This window comes from Agrobacterium sp. NPDC058088 (assembly GCF_042885035.1).
Taxonomy (GTDB): domain Bacteria; phylum Pseudomonadota; class Alphaproteobacteria; order Rhizobiales; family Rhizobiaceae; genus Agrobacterium.
In genome coordinates this window covers 277,974-296,566 of record NZ_JBHVSU010000001.1, presented here as the reverse complement: position 1 = coordinate 296,566, position 18,593 = coordinate 277,974, and the positions used below count along the sequence as shown (strand labels likewise).

The 18,593-nt window shown below is 58.7% G+C and carries 15 protein-coding genes; 6 read left to right on the top strand and 9 right to left on the bottom strand.

The genetic code is table 11. The features are described from left to right. Window positions 1-12: 12 nt before the first annotated feature. Window positions 13-534, bottom strand: a complete 522-nt coding sequence (locus ACFVTJ_RS01475; RefSeq protein ID WP_386904011.1) for a TIGR00645 family protein — start codon at window positions 532-534, stop codon at window positions 13-15. 355 nt (window positions 535-889) lie between these two features. On the opposite strand from ACFVTJ_RS01475, the gene ACFVTJ_RS01470 reads away from it, so the two are divergent. Next, a complete protein-coding gene (locus tag ACFVTJ_RS01470) occupies window positions 890-3,130 on the top strand; it encodes a TonB-dependent hemoglobin/transferrin/lactoferrin family receptor (protein WP_386904009.1) in 2,241 nt (746 codons plus the stop codon). A gap of 55 nt (window positions 3,131-3,185) precedes the next feature. Here the strand turns inward: ACFVTJ_RS01470 and ACFVTJ_RS01465 are convergent, their stop codons facing one another. Continuing rightward, a complete protein-coding gene (locus tag ACFVTJ_RS01465; RefSeq protein WP_386904007.1) occupies window positions 3,186-4,124 on the bottom strand; it encodes an extensin family protein in 939 nt (312 codons plus the stop codon). A gap of 282 nt (window positions 4,125-4,406) precedes the next feature. Between ACFVTJ_RS01465 and ACFVTJ_RS01460 the strand changes: the two genes are divergently transcribed. Beyond that, a complete protein-coding gene (locus ACFVTJ_RS01460; RefSeq protein WP_386904005.1) occupies window positions 4,407-6,596 on the top strand; it encodes an anthranilate synthase in 2,190 nt (729 codons plus the stop codon). Beyond that, window positions 6,593-7,102, top strand: a complete 510-nt coding sequence (locus ACFVTJ_RS01455) for a GNAT family N-acetyltransferase (protein ID WP_386904003.1) — start codon at window positions 6,593-6,595, stop codon at window positions 7,100-7,102. The genes ACFVTJ_RS01460 and ACFVTJ_RS01455 overlap by 4 nt, the downstream gene beginning before the upstream one ends. Here ACFVTJ_RS01455 and ACFVTJ_RS01450 read toward each other — a convergent pair whose 3' ends face one another. Then, on the bottom strand, window positions 7,103-8,041 hold the full coding sequence (locus ACFVTJ_RS01450; protein ID WP_386904001.1) for an HD-GYP domain-containing protein: 939 nt from the start codon (window positions 8,039-8,041) through the stop codon (window positions 7,103-7,105). It abuts the gene before it with no gap. A gap of 276 nt (window positions 8,042-8,317) precedes the next feature. Between ACFVTJ_RS01450 and ade the strand changes: the two genes are divergently transcribed. Next, on the top strand, window positions 8,318-10,012 hold the full coding sequence (gene ade / locus ACFVTJ_RS01445) for an adenine deaminase (RefSeq protein WP_386904000.1): 1,695 nt from the start codon (window positions 8,318-8,320) through the stop codon (window positions 10,010-10,012). Window positions 10,013-10,065: 53 nt separating this feature from the next. On the opposite strand, the gene ACFVTJ_RS01440 is transcribed toward ade, so the two are convergent. From ACFVTJ_RS01440 to ACFVTJ_RS01430, 3 genes are all read right to left on the bottom strand, one after another. Then, window positions 10,066-10,677 carry a hypothetical protein gene (locus ACFVTJ_RS01440; protein ID WP_386903998.1) on the bottom strand — a complete coding sequence of 204 codons (612 nt, stop codon included), beginning with the start codon at window positions 10,675-10,677 and terminating at the stop codon, window positions 10,066-10,068. A gap of 179 nt (window positions 10,678-10,856) precedes the next feature. After that, window positions 10,857-11,309, bottom strand: coding sequence for an aminoglycoside 6'-N-acetyltransferase (aac(6'), locus tag ACFVTJ_RS01435; protein ID WP_386903996.1), 453 nt, complete (start codon window positions 11,307-11,309; stop codon window positions 10,857-10,859). Continuing rightward, window positions 11,306-12,970, bottom strand: coding sequence for an alpha-glucosidase family protein (locus ACFVTJ_RS01430; protein WP_386903994.1), 1,665 nt, complete (start codon window positions 12,968-12,970; stop codon window positions 11,306-11,308). Before ACFVTJ_RS01430 ends, aac(6') begins: the two co-directional genes overlap by 4 nt. 155 nt (window positions 12,971-13,125) lie before the next feature. Between ACFVTJ_RS01430 and ACFVTJ_RS01425 the strand changes: the two genes are divergently transcribed. Together ACFVTJ_RS01425 and ACFVTJ_RS01420 are read left to right on the top strand one after the other, a co-directional pair. Beyond that, complete coding sequence (locus ACFVTJ_RS01425; protein WP_386903992.1) at window positions 13,126-14,046, top strand: sugar kinase; 921 nt, start codon at window positions 13,126-13,128, stop codon at window positions 14,044-14,046. Window positions 14,047-14,185: 139 nt separating this feature from the next. Next, a complete protein-coding gene (locus ACFVTJ_RS01420; RefSeq protein ID WP_386903990.1) occupies window positions 14,186-15,235 on the top strand; it encodes a bifunctional monoglucosyl/glucuronosyl diacylglycerol synthase in 1,050 nt (349 codons plus the stop codon). A gap of 173 nt (window positions 15,236-15,408) precedes the next feature. Here ACFVTJ_RS01420 and ACFVTJ_RS01415 read toward each other — a convergent pair whose 3' ends face one another. The 3 genes from ACFVTJ_RS01415 to ACFVTJ_RS01405 all read right to left on the bottom strand — a co-directional run bounded on the left by ACFVTJ_RS01415 (window position 15,409) and on the right by ACFVTJ_RS01405 (window position 18,467). Then, the gene (locus ACFVTJ_RS01415) at window positions 15,409-16,017 is read right to left on the bottom strand and encodes a DUF2026 family protein (RefSeq protein ID WP_386903988.1); all 609 of its coding nucleotides are present in this window, start codon (window positions 16,015-16,017) and stop codon (window positions 15,409-15,411) included. Between the two features lie 214 nt (window positions 16,018-16,231). Further along, on the bottom strand, window positions 16,232-17,662 hold the full coding sequence (der, locus tag ACFVTJ_RS01410; protein ID WP_386903986.1) for a ribosome biogenesis GTPase Der: 1,431 nt from the start codon (window positions 17,660-17,662) through the stop codon (window positions 16,232-16,234). 133 nt (window positions 17,663-17,795) lie between these two features. Next, window positions 17,796-18,467, bottom strand: coding sequence for a tetratricopeptide repeat protein (locus ACFVTJ_RS01405; RefSeq protein ID WP_386903984.1), 672 nt, complete (start codon window positions 18,465-18,467; stop codon window positions 17,796-17,798). Window positions 18,468-18,593 lie beyond the last annotated feature (126 nt).

Here is an 18,593-nt window from a genome sequence, read left to right as displayed (position 1 = left end):
GGACCAACTGCATTAAAGCGCCGGTTTTTCGGATTTGTCCTTCGGCTTGGCCATCAGCTTTTCGAGAAAACCGAGCATGACCGCCGAGACGACAAAAGCCAGATGAATGATGGTGAACCACATCAGCTTGCTATCCGTGTACTGATTGGCGTTCAGGAAGATCTGCAGCAGGTGGATCGACGAGATCGCCACGATCGAAGACGCAACCTTGATCTTGAGACTGCCCGCATCGAGCTTGCCCAGAAACGAAACTTCGGCATCCGTATCATCGAAACGGCTGACGAAATTCTCGTAGCCGGAGATCATGACCATCACGATCAGGCTGGCCACCAGCGCCGCATCGATCAGGCCCAGCATGGCAAGGATCATGTCCGATTCATCGTAGATGAAAACATTCTTCGCGACTTTGAGGAATTTCAGCGCGAAGGAGAAGGCATAAACCGCAAGCGCCGCGACGAGCCCGAGATAAAAAACCACAAGCAGCCAGCGGCTGGAGAGAATGATCCGCTCAACGAGCAGTTCAAGAGACTTCATTTCCGTATCCGATTAATGATCTGTTTTGTATGGGGCATGTTTTTCTTCCACCATGTAAACTGGCCGCGAATATCCTAGCAAGCGCCAATGTCGGGACTTTGACCATACTGCGGCGTTTTCGGCGCCGATCCGCCATTTTGGCCACGGCCCGACAAACGTCATATTTTTGCAACACACCCTCCGCGCCTAAAACATGATGTAAAAAGTCATATATTCTATGTTGACAGTTAGCCTCATGTTTTTTAGTCCTCGCGTATCGGCTTGCCCGTAACACACCAGAACATGTCCAGCCGCGCTTGAGCGCGGCGCGTTTTTGCGCGCCGTGGCTTCTTCGCGCGCATACCGGGGGTATTTAATGTCCATTTCACGCTCGCACTCCGCGCTGCTTCTGTGCACCGCCATGTCTCTTCTGCCCCTGACCGGGCATGCGCAGGCGCAGGATGCCGCTCCGCAGGAAAACGGCACGACCACGCTCGAAAAGATCGTGGTGAAGGGCAAGCGTGTCAAAAGCGCCAATGCCGTTGCCGACACGCCGCTGGCAAGCCAGACGACCGCGGAAGACATTCGCAAGAAAGACATTGGCAGCATCAAGGATCTCGGAAACACAACCGAACCGGGCGTCGATTATGTGGATTCCAAGCCCGGCAAGCCAGGCGGGTTGTTCATTCGAGGCCTCGGCGGCGCCCGCGTCGTGACCTTGATCGACAATATCCCCGTTCCCTTTTTCGAAAACTTCGCCCGCCAGAGTCAGGCGACCACCACTCTCAGCAATACGAGTTCGAGCTTCGATTTCTCCTCGCTTTCGACTGTCGACGTGGTGCGCGGTGCCGATTCCAGCCGCATCGGCTCCGGCGCACTCGGCGGCGCACTGGTGCTGCGCACGCTTGAGCCGGAAGACCTAATCAGCGAAGGCAAGGATTGGGGCGGCGTTGCCAAAACCAGCTATGACAGCGAAGACAGAAGCGTCGGCGGTTCGCTCGCCGTTGCAAAGAGGATAGAGAACACCTCGGTCCTGTTCCAGGGTTCCTACAAGCGCGGTAATGAGACCGACAACAAGGGAACGGCCGATATTTACGGCACACGCCGCACGAAGCCCAACCCTGCCGACACCTATGAAAGCAACCTGATGTTCAAGATCCGGCAGGATCTGGAGGGTGGCCACCGCATCGGGCTGACGGCCGAGCGTTATTCGCTGCGAAACCGTAGCGACATGAAGACGCTGCAAGGCGTCAGCGTATCGGGTTCCACCTACCGCATCGGCGATTACCGGGGCTATGAGGATACCGAGCGTGATCGTGTATCGCTCGACTACGAATACGAGGCACCTTCGACCGACGGCGTGATTGATGCCGCCAATCTTTCGCTCTACTGGACGCGTCTTTCCAAGGAATCCGGTGCCGGCGACCGCCTGACCAACAATTCGCTCTATATCCGCGAAGACAGCATGCGCAACAGCGCATTCGGCATCGTCGGCGGCCTTGAATCCGGTTTCGAGCTTGGCGGCGTGCAGCACACCGTCCGCTTCGGCGGCAACGCCATGACCACCGATTTCAGCCAGGAACTCTACGCCAACACGGCCGGAGTAACCTCCTCGTCGCAGTCCGATATGCCGGACGTCAGCGGCAAGAGCCTTGGCCTCTATCTCGATGACGAAATCGCTTTCGGCAACGGCTTCCGCCTGACACCCGGCCTGCGCTTCGATTCCTATGATTACGATCCGGATGGTTCGGTTTCCAGCAACAGCGGCTACAGAACTTTCGGCCTGCCGACCGGCAACAGCGGCTCGCGCTTCTCGCCGAAACTGCTGGCAACCTATGACGTGACGCCGGAGCTTCAGCTCTTCGCCCAATGGTCGATGGCCTATCGCGCCCCGACGATCAACGAACTGTATCTGAACTTCTCCAACGTCAGCTCCGGTTACGCTGTTGTCGGTAACTCCGCCCTCAATCCCGAGACCAGCAACGGTTTCGAGATCGGCGCGAACTACGCCTCCGGCGACCTCACCGGAAGCCTGACGCTGTTCCACAACAAGTACAAAGACTTCATCGAGCAATATACGACGTCGACCACGCTCTTCCCCGGTTTCGGTGGCAGGGGCAACGGATCGCTCTTCACCTATCGCAACCGCAACAATGTTGAAATCTCCGGTGTCGAAGCCAAGGTCCGCAAGGAACTCGCAAATGGCTTCTTCGCACATGCTTCGCTTGCCTACGCCTATGGCAAGGACACCGACACCAACGAGTTCATCCGCACGGTTGCGCCTTTCAAGTCGATCCTCGGCGTGGGCTACGCGCAGGAGGTCTGGGGCACGGAACTGACCGGCGTCTTCTCCTCCGGCATGCGTGACGACAGGGTGGCCAGCACCTTCGATGCCCCCGGCTACGGCGTCTTCAACCTGAGCGGCTGGTGGGAGCCGGAACAGACCAAGGGCCTGCGCATTCAGGCGGGTGTCTACAACCTGTTCGACAGGAAATATTGGAATGGTGTTGGCGTCCGTGACGTGAACCCGAATTCGGTCAGCACCGTCAATCAGCCAGTCGATTTCTATACGGAAGCAGGCCGCACCTTCAAAATCTCCCTGACCCAGAAATTCTAAAACAGGGCGGGATCATCATCCCCAGTCGGGGCGGCCTTCGGGTCGCCCCTTTTTTTCAGCGACAATAGAGATAGCCGCCTTTGCGTTCCAGTACGTCGAGATGCAGATGATCCTGATGGGTGGCATCGCTGCCGGGCGACAGAACCGTGCGGAAGAACAGGCAGGCGGCGGCGGTGATGGTGCGCTGGAAGGCACCTTCTGGCGTCCCGTCTTCGCCACGCGGTTTCATCACCAGCGGTTCGCCTTTGTCGAAAGCGATCGTGGAAATATCAACGGCATTGCCCCTGGCATGTTCGGAAATCTTGCCGTTTTCCGCACTGTTGCGGTTGCGGCAGATATAGGTCGAGGCATTGGCGATCGCCGTCACCTTTCTGTCCGGCAAAGCCAGAGCGGCAGCCGGCAACATCATCTCCTTGGTCCAGCGTGAAAGGGCAAGCGCGGTTTCGCAGCGCATGGTCCCAGATGGCTCCAGCTTGATGCCAGGCAGGACCACGGAAAGCTCGACAGGCGCCTCGATACCGCAACCCTGCTCCGTATCGCGGATCGGCTCAAGCTGCTTGAACTCGGCACCAATCTCCTTCAAGTCGCCAAGACATGCCTGGAGTGCGGCGGGGTCTTCCGGTTTCGGCGGCTCCGGTGGCTTCTCCTCGGGTTTCGCTGTTTCGACAGCCGGTTTCTGCTGCTCCACGCCATCCTTGCCTTCGCCTTCCTTCTTGGCGGCATCGGAACCCTTGTCAGCGGGTGCCTTTTCGCCATCCGATTGCTGGTTTCCAGACGCATCCGGTTTCGCGGCTGGCTTCTCCTCAGGCTGCGGCTTGGGAACGGGTTTCGGCGCTTCCGCCGGGCTTTGCGGCGTCTCGTCCGATGGCTTTTCCGAGGGGATGGAGGGCTGCCCCTCACCCGGTTTGGGCTGTGGCACCGGCACCTGCGCAGGCGGTTCGGAAGCGGAAATCAAGGCAAGGCTGACAGCCAGAAGACACAGGCGATGAAGCATTTTACGAGGCACTCCTGACCATTTCGGCAGGGAAGCAACGCGGCGGCGGCCCTTAAGGTTCATTCATCCGGCGAAATCCCCTTGCCAAGGCGGATTGCGCAGGCTAACAATTTTCCCATGAACATCGTGTCTATGAACATTGCTAACTGGTGGTGGAGCAGCTTTTTGCGGCCTTGACCAGTCATGTCTTCAGACAAAGTCCAAGCCGCCCGAATTTTCAGGCGGCTTTTTTGTTATTTTGCCGCCTGTCATCGGGCCTGAACAACAGGAAGTACGAAAGAAATGGTAACGATCATTCAGGATGACGGAGCGGAAACCTACGAGACGAAAGGCGGCATAAAGGTCAGCCGAAAGCGCCGGCCCGCCGATTATGCCAACGCCATCGACAATTATGTCGAAAAGCTCGATTCCCATCGCGGCGCGGTTTTTTCGTCCAACTATGAATATCCGGGCCGTTACACCCGTTGGGATACGGCCATCATCGATCCGCCGCTGGGCATTTCCTGTTTTGGCCGCAAAATGTGGATCGAGGCCTATAATGGCCGTGGCGAAGTGCTGCTCGATTTCATTACCGAAAAGCTGAGGGCGACACCCGACCTTACCCTCGGCGCCTCATCGAGCCGCCGTCTTGATCTCACCGTCAACGAACCGGACCGCGTCTTCACTGAAGAAGAACGCTCGAAAATCCCGACGGTCTTTACCGCTCTCAGAGCGATCGTCGATCTCTTCTATTCGAGCGCGGATTCGGCAATCGGGCTGTTCGGCGCCTTCGGTTACGATCTCGCCTTCCAGTTCGACGCCATCAAGCTGTCGCTGGCGCGGCCGGAAGATCAGCGCGACATGGTGCTCTACCTGCCCGACGAAATTCTCGTCGTTGACCACTATTCCGCCAAGGCCTGGATCGACCGCTACGATTTCGAAAAGGACGGCGTGACGACAGACGGCAAGTCCTCCGACATTGCTCCCGAGCCCTTCAAGACCACCGACACGATCCCGCCCAAGGGCGATCATCGTCCCGGCGAATATTCCGAACTTGTCGTGAAGGCCAAGGAAAGCTTCCGTCGCGGCGATCTGTTCGAGGTCGTTCCCGGTCAGAAGTTCATGGAACGCTGCGAAAGCAATCCGTCGGCGATTTCCCGCCGCCTGAAGGCGATCAACCCGTCCCCCTACTCCTTCTTCATCAATCTCGGCCATCAGGAATATCTGGTCGGCGCTTCGCCGGAAATGTTCGTGCGCGTCTCCGGCCGCCGCATCGAGACCTGCCCGATCTCAGGCACCATCAAGCGCGGCGACGATCCGATTGCCGACAGCGAACAGATTCTGAAGCTGCTCAACTCGAAGAAGGATGAGTCCGAACTGACCATGTGTTCGGATGTAGACCGTAACGACAAGAGCCGCGTCTGCGAACCCGGTTCGGTCAAGGTCATCGGCCGCCGCCAGATCGAGATGTATTCGCGCCTCATCCACACGGTCGACCATATCGAAGGCCGCCTGCGAGACGATATGGACGCCTTTGACGGCTTCCTCAGCCACGCCTGGGCCGTCACGGTAACCGGTGCACCGAAGCTCTGGGCCATGCGTTTCATTGAAGGCCATGAAAAGAGCCCGCGCGCCTGGTATGGTGGCGCGATCGGCATGGTCGGCTTCAATGGCGACATGAATACCGGTCTGACCCTGCGCACCATTCGCATCAAGGACGGCATCGCCGAAGTGCGCGCCGGCGCGACCCTGCTCAACGATTCCAATCCGCAGGAAGAAGAAGCCGAAACCGAACTGAAGGCCTCCGCCATGATCGCTGCCATTCGCGATGCAAAAGGCACCAACGCCGCCGCCACCAAGCGTGATGCCGCCAAGGTCGGCACCGGCGTCAAAATCCTGCTCGTCGACCACGAAGACAGCTTCGTGCACACGCTGGCGAATTATTTCCGCCAGACGGGTGCAACGGTCTCGACCGTTAGAACACCTGTCGCGGCCGAAGTCTTCGATCGCTTCCAGCCGGATCTCGTCGTCCTCTCCCCCGGACCGGGCAACCCGACGGACTTCGACTGCAAGGCGACAATCAAGGCCGCCCGCGCGCGTGAACTGCCGATCTTCGGCGTCTGCCTTGGCCTCCAGGCTCTGGCGGAAGCCTACGGCGGCGAGTTGCGCCAGCTTGCGGTGCCGATGCATGGCAAGCCGTCGCGCATTCGCGTACTGGAGCCCGGCCTGGTCTTCTCCGGCCTCGGCAAGGAAGTGACCGTTGGCCGTTACCACTCGATCTTCGCCGATCCCACCACGCTGCCGCGTGATTTCATTATCACCGCAGAAAGCGAGGACGGCACGATCATGGGCATCGAACACGCCAAGGAGCCCGTTGCTGCCGTTCAGTTCCATCCGGAATCGATCATGACGCTCGGCCATGACGCCGGCATGCGGATGATCGAGAACGTGGTGGTGCATCTGACCCGCAAGGCGAAGACCAAGGCGGCATGATAGCGGCAACCGACGCCATCAGCATCGAGCCGATCCGGACGGAGCACGTTGAAAGCTTTCACCGTGCCCTCGATGCGGTGTCGCGCGAGCGGAAATATCTGAGCTTTCTGGAGGCGCCGCCGCTCGAAGCGGTGCGCGCCTTCGTTCTCGACATGATCGAGAACGGCCATCCGCAATTCGTGGCGATTGCCGATGACACCGTTGTCGGCTGGTGCGATATCCGCCGCCAGAGCAGAGACACCCGCGTCCATTGCGGCACCCTCGGCATGGGCATTATGCCTTTCTATCGCGACAAAGGGCTTGGCGCGCGGTTGATGCGGCGGACACTCGATACCGCCCGTCAGTGCGGGCTTCACCGGGTCGAGTTAAGCGTACATGCGGACAACGCCAGAGCCATTGCGCTTTACGAAAAGATCGGCTTTGTGCATGAAGGCCGCGCACGCGACGCCGTCCTGATCGATGGGCGTCACATCGACAGCCTCAACATGGCGATCATCTTCGGATAGTTAAGCCCTCGGCAGCGAGGCGGAGATACACAGCGCGAATTTCTTCAGCAGTTGCATGTCGAAGTGCCCTTCCCGGCGCAGCATCCACGTCAGCGCTTCATTCGCCGTCCATGGCTTCTTGTAGGGCCTGACCGACGTGACCGCGTCATAAACGTCACAAATCGCGGCGAGGCGCGCGTAAAGGCTCAATTCGCTGCCGACACGACCGCTGGGATACCCCCCGCCATCGACCCGCTCATGGTGATTGAAACACACATCGAGAACCATCTCAGGCATCTCCTCGTCGCGCGAGAGAATATCGCGGCCGAAGACAGGGTGCATGTTGATGATTTCCCGCTCCCGGGCGTCAAGGCTCTCCGTCTTGTTGAGAATCGAAGACGGTATTTCCACTTTGCCTATATCGTGAAGCAGGCCACTGACACCGAGAAGCTTAACCGTCTCCCTGTTAAGCCCGAGATAGTTGCCGAACAGGACCATCAGGCCGCTGACGGAGACGGAATGAACAAAGGTCGTCTCATCCTTCGATTTCAGACGGGTAACGCCGATAAAAACAGCAGGATTGTTTTGAACCGCATCGGCAATCTTGTCCGCCGCCTCGGTCATCCCCTCGAATGAGACAGGTCCGCCGTTCTCGGCAATGGAAAACGTCTCCGCGATTGCATCGGCGGCCGAACGCACAGACTGGGTAACGGCCGCAACCGCGACCGGCGATGTGTCGGGTTTTGACAGGGCGGCGTGCATGGAAAAGCCGACATCCGTTCCCTTGGCAGTATTGATGACAATACTTTCCGCGCCCGATCGCTTCAGTTGTTGCACCGCCTCTTCGCGCTGCAAAAGGAACCGGTGCTTCTGTGAAATTTTTTGGTTCGACAGCGTCCCTTCGACCGCTTCGATAAACATGCCAACAGCCAGCTGCTGCGTTGAAATTCGTTTTAACATCAGATTCTTTTGTTTTCCTTCCCGGGAATGATAGCCTCGGCCCGCAACCCGTGAGACCATCGGCACGACTGATTTCCCCCTCGAAACACCAATACGCCCTCCAGGCGTTGCTTAAATATACGACATGTTAAATAAGATAGCACGAATATGAAAATTTTTTACTATCACTATATTTAAAACCGGAGGAAAAATGCCTAAAAAAGCCTAAAAACAACCTGAGAATGTAAATGAAAGAAAATATCGCATGCGAATAATACCAGGAGGCGAGAAAACGCCATGAAGTCACAGCTTGAATCGCGCATCGATCAGGGTACGGGCCGCGAACCGGCAGATATGGTTCTCAAAGGCGGTCGATTTTTCGACCTTGTGACTGGGGAACTTGTTGCTTCGGACATTGCTATTTGCGGCGATACTGTCGTTGGCACATGTGGCGACTATAAGGGTCGGCAGGAAATCGATATTTCCGGAAAAATCGTCGTTCCCGGCTTCATCGATACACATCTCCATATCGAATCCTCACTGGTCACGCCGCATGAATTCGACCGCTGCGTTCTGCCGTATGGCGTCACCACCGCCATCTGTGACCCCCATGAGATCGCCAATGTGCTGGGCACGGAAGGGCTTCAGTTCTTCCTCGACAGCGCCATGGAAACCATTATGGACATCCGCGTGCAACTGTCCTCCTGCGTGCCCGCTACCCATCTGGAAACATCAGGCGCCGATCTGCCGATAGAAAAGCTGCTGCCGTTCCGAAATCACCCGAAAGTCATCGGGCTTGCCGAATTCATGAATTTCCCTGGCGTCATCCACAAGGACCCGGTGTGCATGGCAAAGCTGGAGGCCTTTAAGGGCCAGCATATCGATGGCCACGCACCGCTTCTGTCGGGAGCGGCGCTCAACGGTTATCTTGCCGCCGGCATCCGCACGGAGCACGAGTGCACGAGCGCGCGGGAGGCGCTGGAGAAAATCCGCAAGGGCATGCATATCCTGGTGCGCGAAGGCTCGGTCTCGAAAGACCTGTACGCCCTGATGCCGATCATAACCGAGCGCCTCTCGCCCTATCTGGCGCTGTGCACGGATGACCGCAACCCGCTCGATATCGCCGAACAGGGCCATCTCGACTATATGATCCGCACGGCGATCGCCAGCGGCGTGGAACCAATTGCCATCTATCGCGCTGCCTCGATTTCCGCCGCGAAAGCCTTTGGCCTGCGCGATCGCGGTCTTGTCGCGCCCGGCTGGCGCGCCGATCTCGTGGTCATCGACAGCCTGCAGAACTGCAAGGCCAGCATGGTGTTTTCCGGCGGCCGTATCGTCGATGACGCCCTGTTTGCCACCCGCAAGCCGGTCGCCCCTGTCGGCCTCGACAGCGTCAAGGCAAGGCCGGTGCTGGCGGCCCATTTCGGCGTACCGGTCACGGAAGGTGAAAGCCCCGTCATGGGCGTGCTTCCCGGCAAGATCATCACCGAGCATCGGCGCTACAAGCTGCCGACGGATGGCAATCAGACGACCGTCGATCTCGAAAACGACATCATCAAGGTCGCCGTCATCGAACGCCATGGCAAAAACGGCAATCACGCCAACGGCTTCGTTCAGGGCTTCGGCCTGAAGAAGGGCGCGATCGCCTCCACTGTCGGCCATGACAGCCACAATATCTGCGTCGTCGGCGTGAATGAGGACGACATGGCACTGGCCGCCAACCGGCTCGGCGAAATCAAGGGTGGTTTCGTGGTTGTGGAAGACGGCAGGGTGACCGGCGAGATCGCTTTGCCCGTGGCAGGACTGATGAGCCTGGAACCCTATGAAACCGTTCGCGACACATTGCATACACTCAGAAAAGCAGCCTATGCGCTCGGCACCACGCTGGAAGAACCCTTCCTGCAGGTCGCCTTCCTGCCATTGCCCGTCATCCCGCATTTGAAGATTTCGGATATGGGCATGGTGGATGTGGATCGGTTTGCGCTGATCTGATCGACTTAAAGAATCGGAACGTTATCCGCGTTTTAGAGGCGCGGACGACATTCTCAGGTCTTCGTTTCCGACGGCCAGGTAACGTAATAATACCTGTCTGCGACCTTCCCGAAGTAAGCATTGGCTCCCGTCGTTTTATCGACATAGTTTCCATTGTTGGACTTGGAAAAAGTTCCGTCGTCGCTGCGTTTGAGGTGAGAATTCAGGAAATCGACCCAATCGGTCTTGGCGATATCGGTAGCAGCTGCCGGCTTGGCACTTTTCTGGCTTGGATCCCACGCATTGACTGCCTTGCCCTTCGTAGGCTCTGACACTTTCATGCGTCCGCCCCCAAGAGCATCCATCATTGACCGCGAACGCAGATATTGCGCAGGGTCATCACCCGATGTGGAAAGCTTGGCTTTCAGAGTCTGCATAAAAACAGACGACGTCATGTCGTCAGTTGAAGACGTTTGCGGGATAAACGAGCTTTGAGGGCTGCTTGCCGATTGGGAAGACCTAGACACCTGGGCAGATTTGGCGGACGCAGAGGAAGCCCGAACAGATGACTGGCCAGCAGAAAAGGTGTTTCTGATGGATGGAAGGCCCGATTGTTGCGCTTTGGTGAGCGGGGAGCGGGAGCTGCCGCTGGCAGACCGACCAAGACCCTTGAACGAAATAGCCATTAGATACTCCTGCACAACAAAAGGCGTCGGATGAAATAATTGACGACCAAACTATTAGTGCGAGAAGCTTGCGCTAAACTTGATTCAATTCGAGATTCTGAAATATTAAATCCTTTATATTATTCAAAATTTCGAATATTAAATAATATGAAAAGTTTTAATCGCTGCCTATGCAACAACTATCGAGGACGTAATACTCTGCGGAAATAAACCACCCGCTCCGTTTCCTCAAATCCCAGCGCCGCATGCATGCGGTGGGAGCCAATATTGGTAATATCAGCATCGGAGGCAAGTTCGCTGACACCCTGTGTGATCGCCCAGCGGGTAACCTCCGCCACAAGCGCTGCGGCCACACCTTGGCCGCGAAACGCCTCCTCGACATAAATTCCCTCGAGAAAGGCCACGGGTGAGGTATCGCAGCCGTTGACGTAATCCCGCCGCAGGCTGACCTCGGCAAAGCCAATGGCCAGTCCAGCCGGATCGTGGACAACAAATCCAGCACCGGATTCACAGACGCCCTGCAACTCCGCCCTATGGACCGAGGGTGTGGTATCCGGCCAGAGGCGGTGCCGCAAAAGGCACCAGGCATCAGGGTAGTCAGCGGCGTTGCCGATGGAAAATCGCCCGCTCACGCCACGATCCCGCAAAACGCATCCAGCCCCTCAAGCTTCACAATGTCAGCATCATAGAGCGGCGCAAAACCCGGCATCGGCAGTATATCCGTGACGTGCATGGTCTTCGGCACAGGAAACTCCACCGCCTCGCGGGTCAGGTTGAAAACGAACAGCAATTTTTCATCTCCCTTTTGGCGCGTGAAGGCCAGCACATCGAGATTGGTCTTGATGAAGTGCATATCGCCGTCGCGCAGCGCGCCATGGCTTTGGCGGAAGGACAAAACCGCCCGGTAATGGTTCAGTATGGAATCCGGCCTGCGCTCCTGGGCATCCGCCGCCTGCATGGCGTGGACATAGGGCACCGGCAGCCAGGGCTTTTCAGCGTTTGAGAAACCGGAGTTCGGTTTGCCCGTCTCCCACACCATCGGCGTGCGGCATCCGTCGCGCCCCTTGAAGGCAGGCCAGAAACGGATGCCATAGGGGTCGCGCAGATCCTCGAAGGCAAGTTCGGCCTCGGTCAGCCCCAGTTCCTCGCCCTGATAAAGGCATATGGAGCCACGCAGACTGGCAAGAACGCAGATGGCGAGCTTTGCCACCCGTGTCTGCTCCTCCACGCTTTCGGAAAAACGGCTGAGATGGCGCACCACATCATGGTTGGAAAAGGCCCAGCACACCCAGCCATCCCTCACCACCTTTCCGAAGGTCTCGACCGAGCCGCGCAGGTGTTTTGCGCTGAAATCCGGCCCCAGAAGATCGAAGGTGTAGCACATGTTGAGCTTGTCGTTGCCGGATGTATAGGCCGCCACCGTCTTCAGTGACCGCGCTCCGTCCCCCACCTCACCCACCGTGGCGCGGCCTTCATACTCGTCCAGCAGCGCACGGAAGCGTTTGAGGAAAGCCACGTTTTCCGGCCGCGTCTTGTCGTAAAGGTGGTCCTGCATGCCGTAGGGATTGACGTCAGATGCATCCAGACCAAAACTGTCATCATCGAAAAGCGGCGGGTTGTCACGCAGAAGCTTGTCGTGGAAATAGTGGTTCACGGTATCGAGCCGGAAACCGTCAACACCGCGATCCAGCCAGAAGCGCACGGTTTCGAGAAGCGCATCCTGAACCTCGGGATTGTGGAAATTGAGGTCCGGCTGTGAGGCGAGGAAGCTGTGCATGTAATATTGCTTGCGCACGCCATCCCACTCCCATGCCGGCCCGCCAAAAACGGAAAGCCAGTTCGTCGGTGCCGTGCCGTCCGGCTTGGGATTGGCCCAGACATACCAGTCCGCCTTGCTGTTGATGCGGCTTGCGCGACTGTCAACGAACCAGGGATGCTTGTCGGACGTGTGCGAAATCACCTGATCGATGATGACTTTCAGCCCCAGCCGATGCGCCTCGGCCATCAGGGCGTCGAAATCGGCAAGCGTGCCGAACATCGGATCGACATTGCAATAATCGGAAACATCATAGCCCATATCAGCCATGGGCGAGGTGAAAAAGGGCGAGAGCCAGATGCCGTCAACGCCAAGCGAGGCGATATAGGGCAGACGTTTCGTCACCCCGGCAAGATCGCCATAGCCGTCGCCGGTCGTATCCTGAAACGAGCGCGGATAGACCTGATAGATCACCGCTCCCTTCCACCAGTCCGATTGTGCTTGAGGTTTGTGGACCGGGGCATAGGGCAGCGTCATCGGCGATCTCCTGTGGGCGTCTTGCCAGAGAATATAAAGCCGTTGCCTCCGCGTAAACCGGAACTTCGCACATGCACAAACGGCCAAAACCGCCCTTGTCAGCGGCGCGCACTCGTCGTAAGCCGCATGGCTGGAAAAAACGGGAGGATAACGGCGTGGGCGGACGGTTTCTGTCGATTGGCGAATGCATGGTGGAATTGTCGCAGGCCGGCAACGGGCTGCTGCGCAAGGGTTTTGCCGGCGACACGTTCAATACCGCCTGGTATGCGCGCGCCTGCATGCCGCAAGACTGGTCTGTCGATTATTTCACCGCTCTTGGCGATGATCCGCTGTCGGAAGACATGCTGGCCTTCATTGCGGAAGCCGGCATCGGCACGGAAAAAATCCGCCGTATCAAGGGCGGCACGCCCGGCCTCTACCTCATCAATCTGAAGGATGGCGAACGCACCTTCAGCTACTGGCGCAATGCCGCCGCTGCAAGACAGCTCGCGGCCGACGCGGACCACCTGCGCAAGACGGTCGAAAGCGCCGACGTGGTCTATTTCTCCGGTATCACGCTCGCCATCCTCGCCTCCGCCCATGATGTCGATACATTCCTTGCCGAACTGCGCCGCGCCAAGGCGGCGGGCAAGCTGGTGGTCTTCGATCCCAACATCCGCCCGCGCCTCTGGGCTGACAAGGACGTCATGCTGGAGACGATCTCCAATGGCGCCCGCGCCGCAACGCTTGTCATGCCGAGCTTCGATGACGAAGCCAGCCATTTCGGCGATACCTCCGTGGAAGCGACCATTGCCCGTTATCGTTCGCTCGGTGTTGAAAACATCGTTGTGAAGGACGGCGCCAAGGGCGCAACACTCGATTTCGGCGGCAGCCGCAGCCACGCCCCGGCGGAGAAAGCCGTGGATGTGGTGGACACGACGAGCGCCGGTGACAGTTTCAACGGCGCTTTCCTCGCCCGTTGTGTGACTGGAAGCTCTCCGGAAGAGGCGGCCACCTTCGCCGCAAGGGCGGCGGCAACCGTCATCGGCCACCACGGTGCGCTGATCAGCCCCGAATTGCTCCCGCTCGTCGGATAGCCGCCACGCCCGGCCAAAAAACAAGGTTTTGCAGCCGTCACAGACCCTGACATGATCCTGTAACACGCGCGCCGCATATACGGGCGGAAGCCGGGCAATGGGGATTCGCCCGTGCGCAGATGAGCAGGATCAGTGTTTCATGACGAGAATCACGATTGTCACAGATGCCTGGCACCCGCAGGTCAACGGCGTGGTTCGCTCGATCGAGAACACCAATACCGAACTGGCGCGGCTGGGCGTCGATGTCCGCATGATCACGCCGCAGAGCTTTTACAGCATCCCCTGCCCCACCTATCCGGAAATCCGCCTCTCGGTCGCCGGTTATCGCCGCGTCGCGGCGGAGATCGAAAAAAGCCAGCCCTCCTTCGTGCATATTGCCACGGAAGGACCGCTGGGCTTCATGGCGCGGCGCTGGTGCGTGAAGAACCGCATGCGATTTTCCACCAGCTACCATACCCGCTTTCCCGAATATGTGGCGGCACGTTTTCCTGTCCCGGAAAGCTGGCTTTATGCTTTCGTGCGCTGGTTCCACAATGGCGGCAACACCTGCATGGTGGCCACCCCAAGCCTTGAGACCGAACTGGAAGCCCGCGGCGTTCGAAACCTCAAGCGCTGGAGCCGCGGCATCGACGCCGAGCTGTTCCATCCCCGCCCGAAAACCAAGCTACCTTTCGATCTGCCGAGGCCGATTTTCATGACGGTGGGACGTGTGGCGGTGGAGAAGAACCTGCCGGAATTTCTCGACCTCGACTTGCCGGGTTCCAAGGTCGTGATTGGCGATGGCCCTGCCCGCCACGACTTGCAGGAAAAATATCCCGATGTTCTCTTCACCGGCATCAAGACCGGTGAGGAGCTGGCCGATGCCTATGCCCAGGCCGATGTCTTCGTTTTCCCGTCCAAGACGGACACCTTCGGCAACACCATTCTGGAAGCACTGGCCAGCGGCGTGCCCGTCGCCGCCTTCCCCGTTACCGGGCCGATCGACATTCTCGGCGGCAACCCGGCTGCTGGCGCTCTGGACAATAATCTGCGCGATGCCTGTCTGGCGGCGCTTCATTGCTCACCACAGGCAGCGCTTGCCCTTTCCAAAAGCTACAGCTGGGAAAAGGCCTCCAAACAATTCCTCGACAATGTCATCCATGCCGCCGGAAAATCTCTACCGCTTCTGTCCCGTTCGCAGCTTGCCTGAAGGCAAGGCATCCCCGTTTTTTTCCGCGGGACCAGTGGACGAAACATGACGGGAATGTCACAAGGCGATCAGGACGCGACTGCCGTTATCTTTAGAACGGGGTCGGGCTGCTGATTGACGTCAGGCGGCTGCCGCGAGATTACGCTGGCCGTCCTTATTTCGATAAATGGTGTTTACCAGGCACCGACCAGAGACTGGCCCGTCAGCGGCACGGCCCGTTCCTTTCCGTCCCGGTCCTTCACCGAGAGAGATGCGGCCATCTGTTTCGGCGACTTGCGGAACCAGCTCGCGGCGACACTTGCCATATCTCCGATCGCCGCCTGTTTGTGCCATTCGGCAAAGCGCCTGGCTGTTGCTTCAGGCTCCGAACGATAAAAGAAATCGCCGGATTGGCCGAGATCGTTAATGGATGCCGCCATGGTGGAGAGCGGCCGCTGGAACATTTTTGCCGGCACGGAAAGCGCGTCCCCACCCTGCGAAAAGGCCGGCGCCATGAAATCGATCGCCCAGCCGTCCGCCTCGATCCAGCAGTGGAAATTTTCGCCCGCACCCGTCACATAACCGTCGTCGCGATGATCCGCGAACAGGAGCACCTTTCCGCCAAGATTATAGGCCGCAAGCCCGCCCTTCGGCACGGCCTTCACCTTGTAATGCTGCTGAAGGATGAAGGCGCCGAAAGTGCTGAAATACATCGAGGCCGAAGCGGGATCGGCGTTCTGGGCGATGAGCAGGCTGTTGATGACGCGGTAGATCCGCTGATAGTCGGTCTGCTTGATCAGCATGATTTTTACTCTTCAATGAAGTCTCGTCGAATTGGAACGAGCGGGTGCCACCTGTTTCTTCTCCCTGAGGGGGAGAAGTCCGCGCCAGCGGGATGAGGGGGCAAGGGTCGTGAGATACGGCAACGTTGCCCCCTCATCCGACCCTTCGGGCCACCTTCTCCCCGGCGGGGAGAAGAAATATGCCGCATCGTTGCGCCCGACAATCGAAGGCCGATCAACGTCGCTTCTTCGCCTTGCTTTCGAACGGATTGTCCGAGCCACGATAATGGACGCGGATCGGCACGCCCGGCATGTCGAAATCCTTGCGCAGGCCGTTCACCAGATAACGCGTATAGCTCTCCGGAATGGCTTCCGGGCGGGTGCAGGAAATCATGAAGGCCGGCGGGCGGGCCTTGACCTGCGTCATATATTTCAGCTTCAGGCGGCGGCCGGAAACGGCCGGCGGCGGATGTTGCGTGGTCTGCCCATCCAGCCAGCGGTTGAGCTTGGCGGTCGAGATACGGCGGTTCCAGATCTTGTCGGTATCGATGATGTTTTGCATCAGCCGGTCGAGACCATAACCCGTCTGGCCGGAGATCGGCACGGCACGAATGCCGCGCGCCTGCGGCAGAAGCCGCTCGGTCTTTTCGCGCAGATCGGCCAGATAGGCCTGCGGGTCTTCGACCAGATCCCATTTGTTGAAGGCGAGCACGGCAGCGCGGCCTTCGCGGATGACGAGATCGACCAGCTGCAAATCCTGCTTCTCAAACGGGATGGTGCTGTCGAACACGATCACGACCGTTTCGGCAAAACGAATGGAGCGCAGCGAATCCGCCACCGAGAGCTTCTCCAGCTTCTCCGTCACCTTGGCCTTGCGGCGCATGCCGGCCGTATCGAACATCTTGATGGTGCGACCACGCCAGTCCCATTCGACGGAAATACTGTCGCGCGTAATGCCGGCTTCCGGGCCGGTCAAAAGCCGGTCTTCACCGAGAAAACGGTTGATGAGCGTCGACTTGCCCGCATTCGGCCGGCCGATAATGGCGACACGCAGCGGTTTGGTCTCGTCATAGACAGGCTCTTCGTCTTCCTCGTCCTCGCTGCCGGGCTCGGCACGCGGAAGTACGATGTCAGTCTCGGCCTCGTCGACTTCTGGCGGGAAGGCCACGTCTTCCCCGATTGCCGCGACGATGGCGTCACGCAGGTCGATCATGCCCTGGCCGTGCTCGGCCGAAATCGGGCAGGGATCGCCCAGACCGAGCGTGAAGGCATCGTAGAAACCGGCGTCAGAACCGCGCGCTTCGGATTTATTGGCCACCAGCACGACCGGCTTGCCGCGACGGCGCAGCATTTCGCCCAGCGTCTCGTCGGCGGGGGTGAGCCCGGCCTTGGCATCAACCACGAAAAGCGTCACATCGGCATCGTCGATCGCCGCTTCCGTCTGCGCCCACATCCGGCCCTGAAGCGTTTCCGGTCCGGATTGCTCCAGACCGGCGGTATCAATGATGGTGAAACGCAGATCGACGAGCTTCGCATCGCCGGGGCGACGGTCACGGGTCACGCCCGGCGTATCGTCCACCAGCGCCAGCTTCTTTCCAACCAGACGGTTGAAAAGCGTGGACTTGCCGACATTGGGGCGCCCTACTATGGCGACGGTGAAGCTCATTGATCCTGGTTCCTTAAAGCACGTCTGCCCAAAACGTTACCTGTTTTGGGCAAAGGACATGCGTAAAATAATGAGTTGGATCGCTTTGGCAATGCGAAGATATGCCGGGGCGATCTGGCTCGGAAAAGCGGCTTTAAGCAGCTTTGCCCGAAGCGGTGATATTGTCGAGCATGATCTGCGCGCGGTTCGTCACATTGCGTGGCGCCTGCGTGTCGCTGATGATCTGCTCGAACCATTGTTTGGCCTTGACGAAATCGCCAGCCTTGTAGGCCGCGAGACCCAGGGCCTCACGGGCCGACGCCCGCATGGTCTGGCCGTCAGTGCTGAGCGGCTCTGCAAGTGCAACGACCTGATCGTAGGTGCCGTTATCCACCAGCAGCCAGGCGGCGCGCACCTTGGCGGTATCGCGGAAGACCTGCGGTGCGGAGCTGTCGTTGCCGATGGCGGTGAAGGCGGCAATCGCGCCGGCCGCATCACCCTTCTGCGACAGCAGCGTGGCCGCGCGGAACTTCGCGAGAACAGGATAATTGCCATGACCGGACGTTTCGAGATCGGAGAATGCCTTCAGCGCATCATCCGTCTTGTTTTCGGAAGCGAGCTTCAACGCCGCCAGGAACTGGTCGCCGGAGTTGGAAGCACGGCTGCTGTTCCAATATTCATAGATGCCGGCGCCGGCGGCACCGACAACCACGAGAATGGCCGCACCCACAACCACGATACCGTAACGGCCCCAGAAGCGCGACAGTTGCTCGGAGCGGATCTGCTCGTTTACTTCGCGGATAAAGGTATCATTTTCGTTTGCCATCAAATTCTCCGTTACCCGCGCGGAGATCGTTTCCGATCCATCCGTCCGCGGACATACCAAGCCGCTTACCCGGATCAGCAAAAAGCGGCCGACCGGGTCATGGTCGGCCTTCTAGCCTATTTTGCC

Bases quoted from the DNA above. Each gene is read 5' to 3' on its own strand.
- ade (WP_386904000.1), top strand. From the start codon at position 8,318: ATGAAGTCACAGCTTGAATCGCGCATCGATCAGGGTACGGGCCGCGAA.
- ACFVTJ_RS01405 (WP_386903984.1), bottom strand. From the start codon at position 18,467: ATGGCAAACGAAAATGATACCTTTATCCGCGAAGTAAACGAGCAGATC.
- der (WP_386903986.1), bottom strand. From the start codon at position 17,662: ATGAGCTTCACCGTCGCCATAGTAGGGCGCCCCAATGTCGGCAAGTCC.
- ACFVTJ_RS01450 (WP_386904001.1), bottom strand. From the start codon at position 8,041: ATGTTAAAACGAATTTCAACGCAGCAGCTGGCTGTTGGCATGTTTATC.
- ACFVTJ_RS01455 (WP_386904003.1), top strand. From the start codon at position 6,593: ATGATAGCGGCAACCGACGCCATCAGCATCGAGCCGATCCGGACGGAG.
- ACFVTJ_RS01420 (WP_386903990.1), top strand. From the start codon at position 14,186: ATGACGAGAATCACGATTGTCACAGATGCCTGGCACCCGCAGGTCAAC.
- ACFVTJ_RS01465 (WP_386904007.1), bottom strand. From the start codon at position 4,124: ATGCTTCATCGCCTGTGTCTTCTGGCTGTCAGCCTTGCCTTGATTTCC.
- ACFVTJ_RS01415 (WP_386903988.1), bottom strand. From the start codon at position 16,017: ATGCTGATCAAGCAGACCGACTATCAGCGGATCTACCGCGTCATCAAC.
- ACFVTJ_RS01460 (WP_386904005.1), top strand. From the start codon at position 4,407: ATGGTAACGATCATTCAGGATGACGGAGCGGAAACCTACGAGACGAAA.
- ACFVTJ_RS01470 (WP_386904009.1), top strand. From the start codon at position 890: ATGTCCATTTCACGCTCGCACTCCGCGCTGCTTCTGTGCACCGCCATG.
- ACFVTJ_RS01430 (WP_386903994.1), bottom strand. From the start codon at position 12,970: ATGACGCTGCCCTATGCCCCGGTCCACAAACCTCAAGCACAATCGGAC.
- ACFVTJ_RS01475 (WP_386904011.1), bottom strand. From the start codon at position 534: ATGAAGTCTCTTGAACTGCTCGTTGAGCGGATCATTCTCTCCAGCCGC.
- ACFVTJ_RS01440 (WP_386903998.1), bottom strand. From the start codon at position 10,677: ATGGCTATTTCGTTCAAGGGTCTTGGTCGGTCTGCCAGCGGCAGCTCC.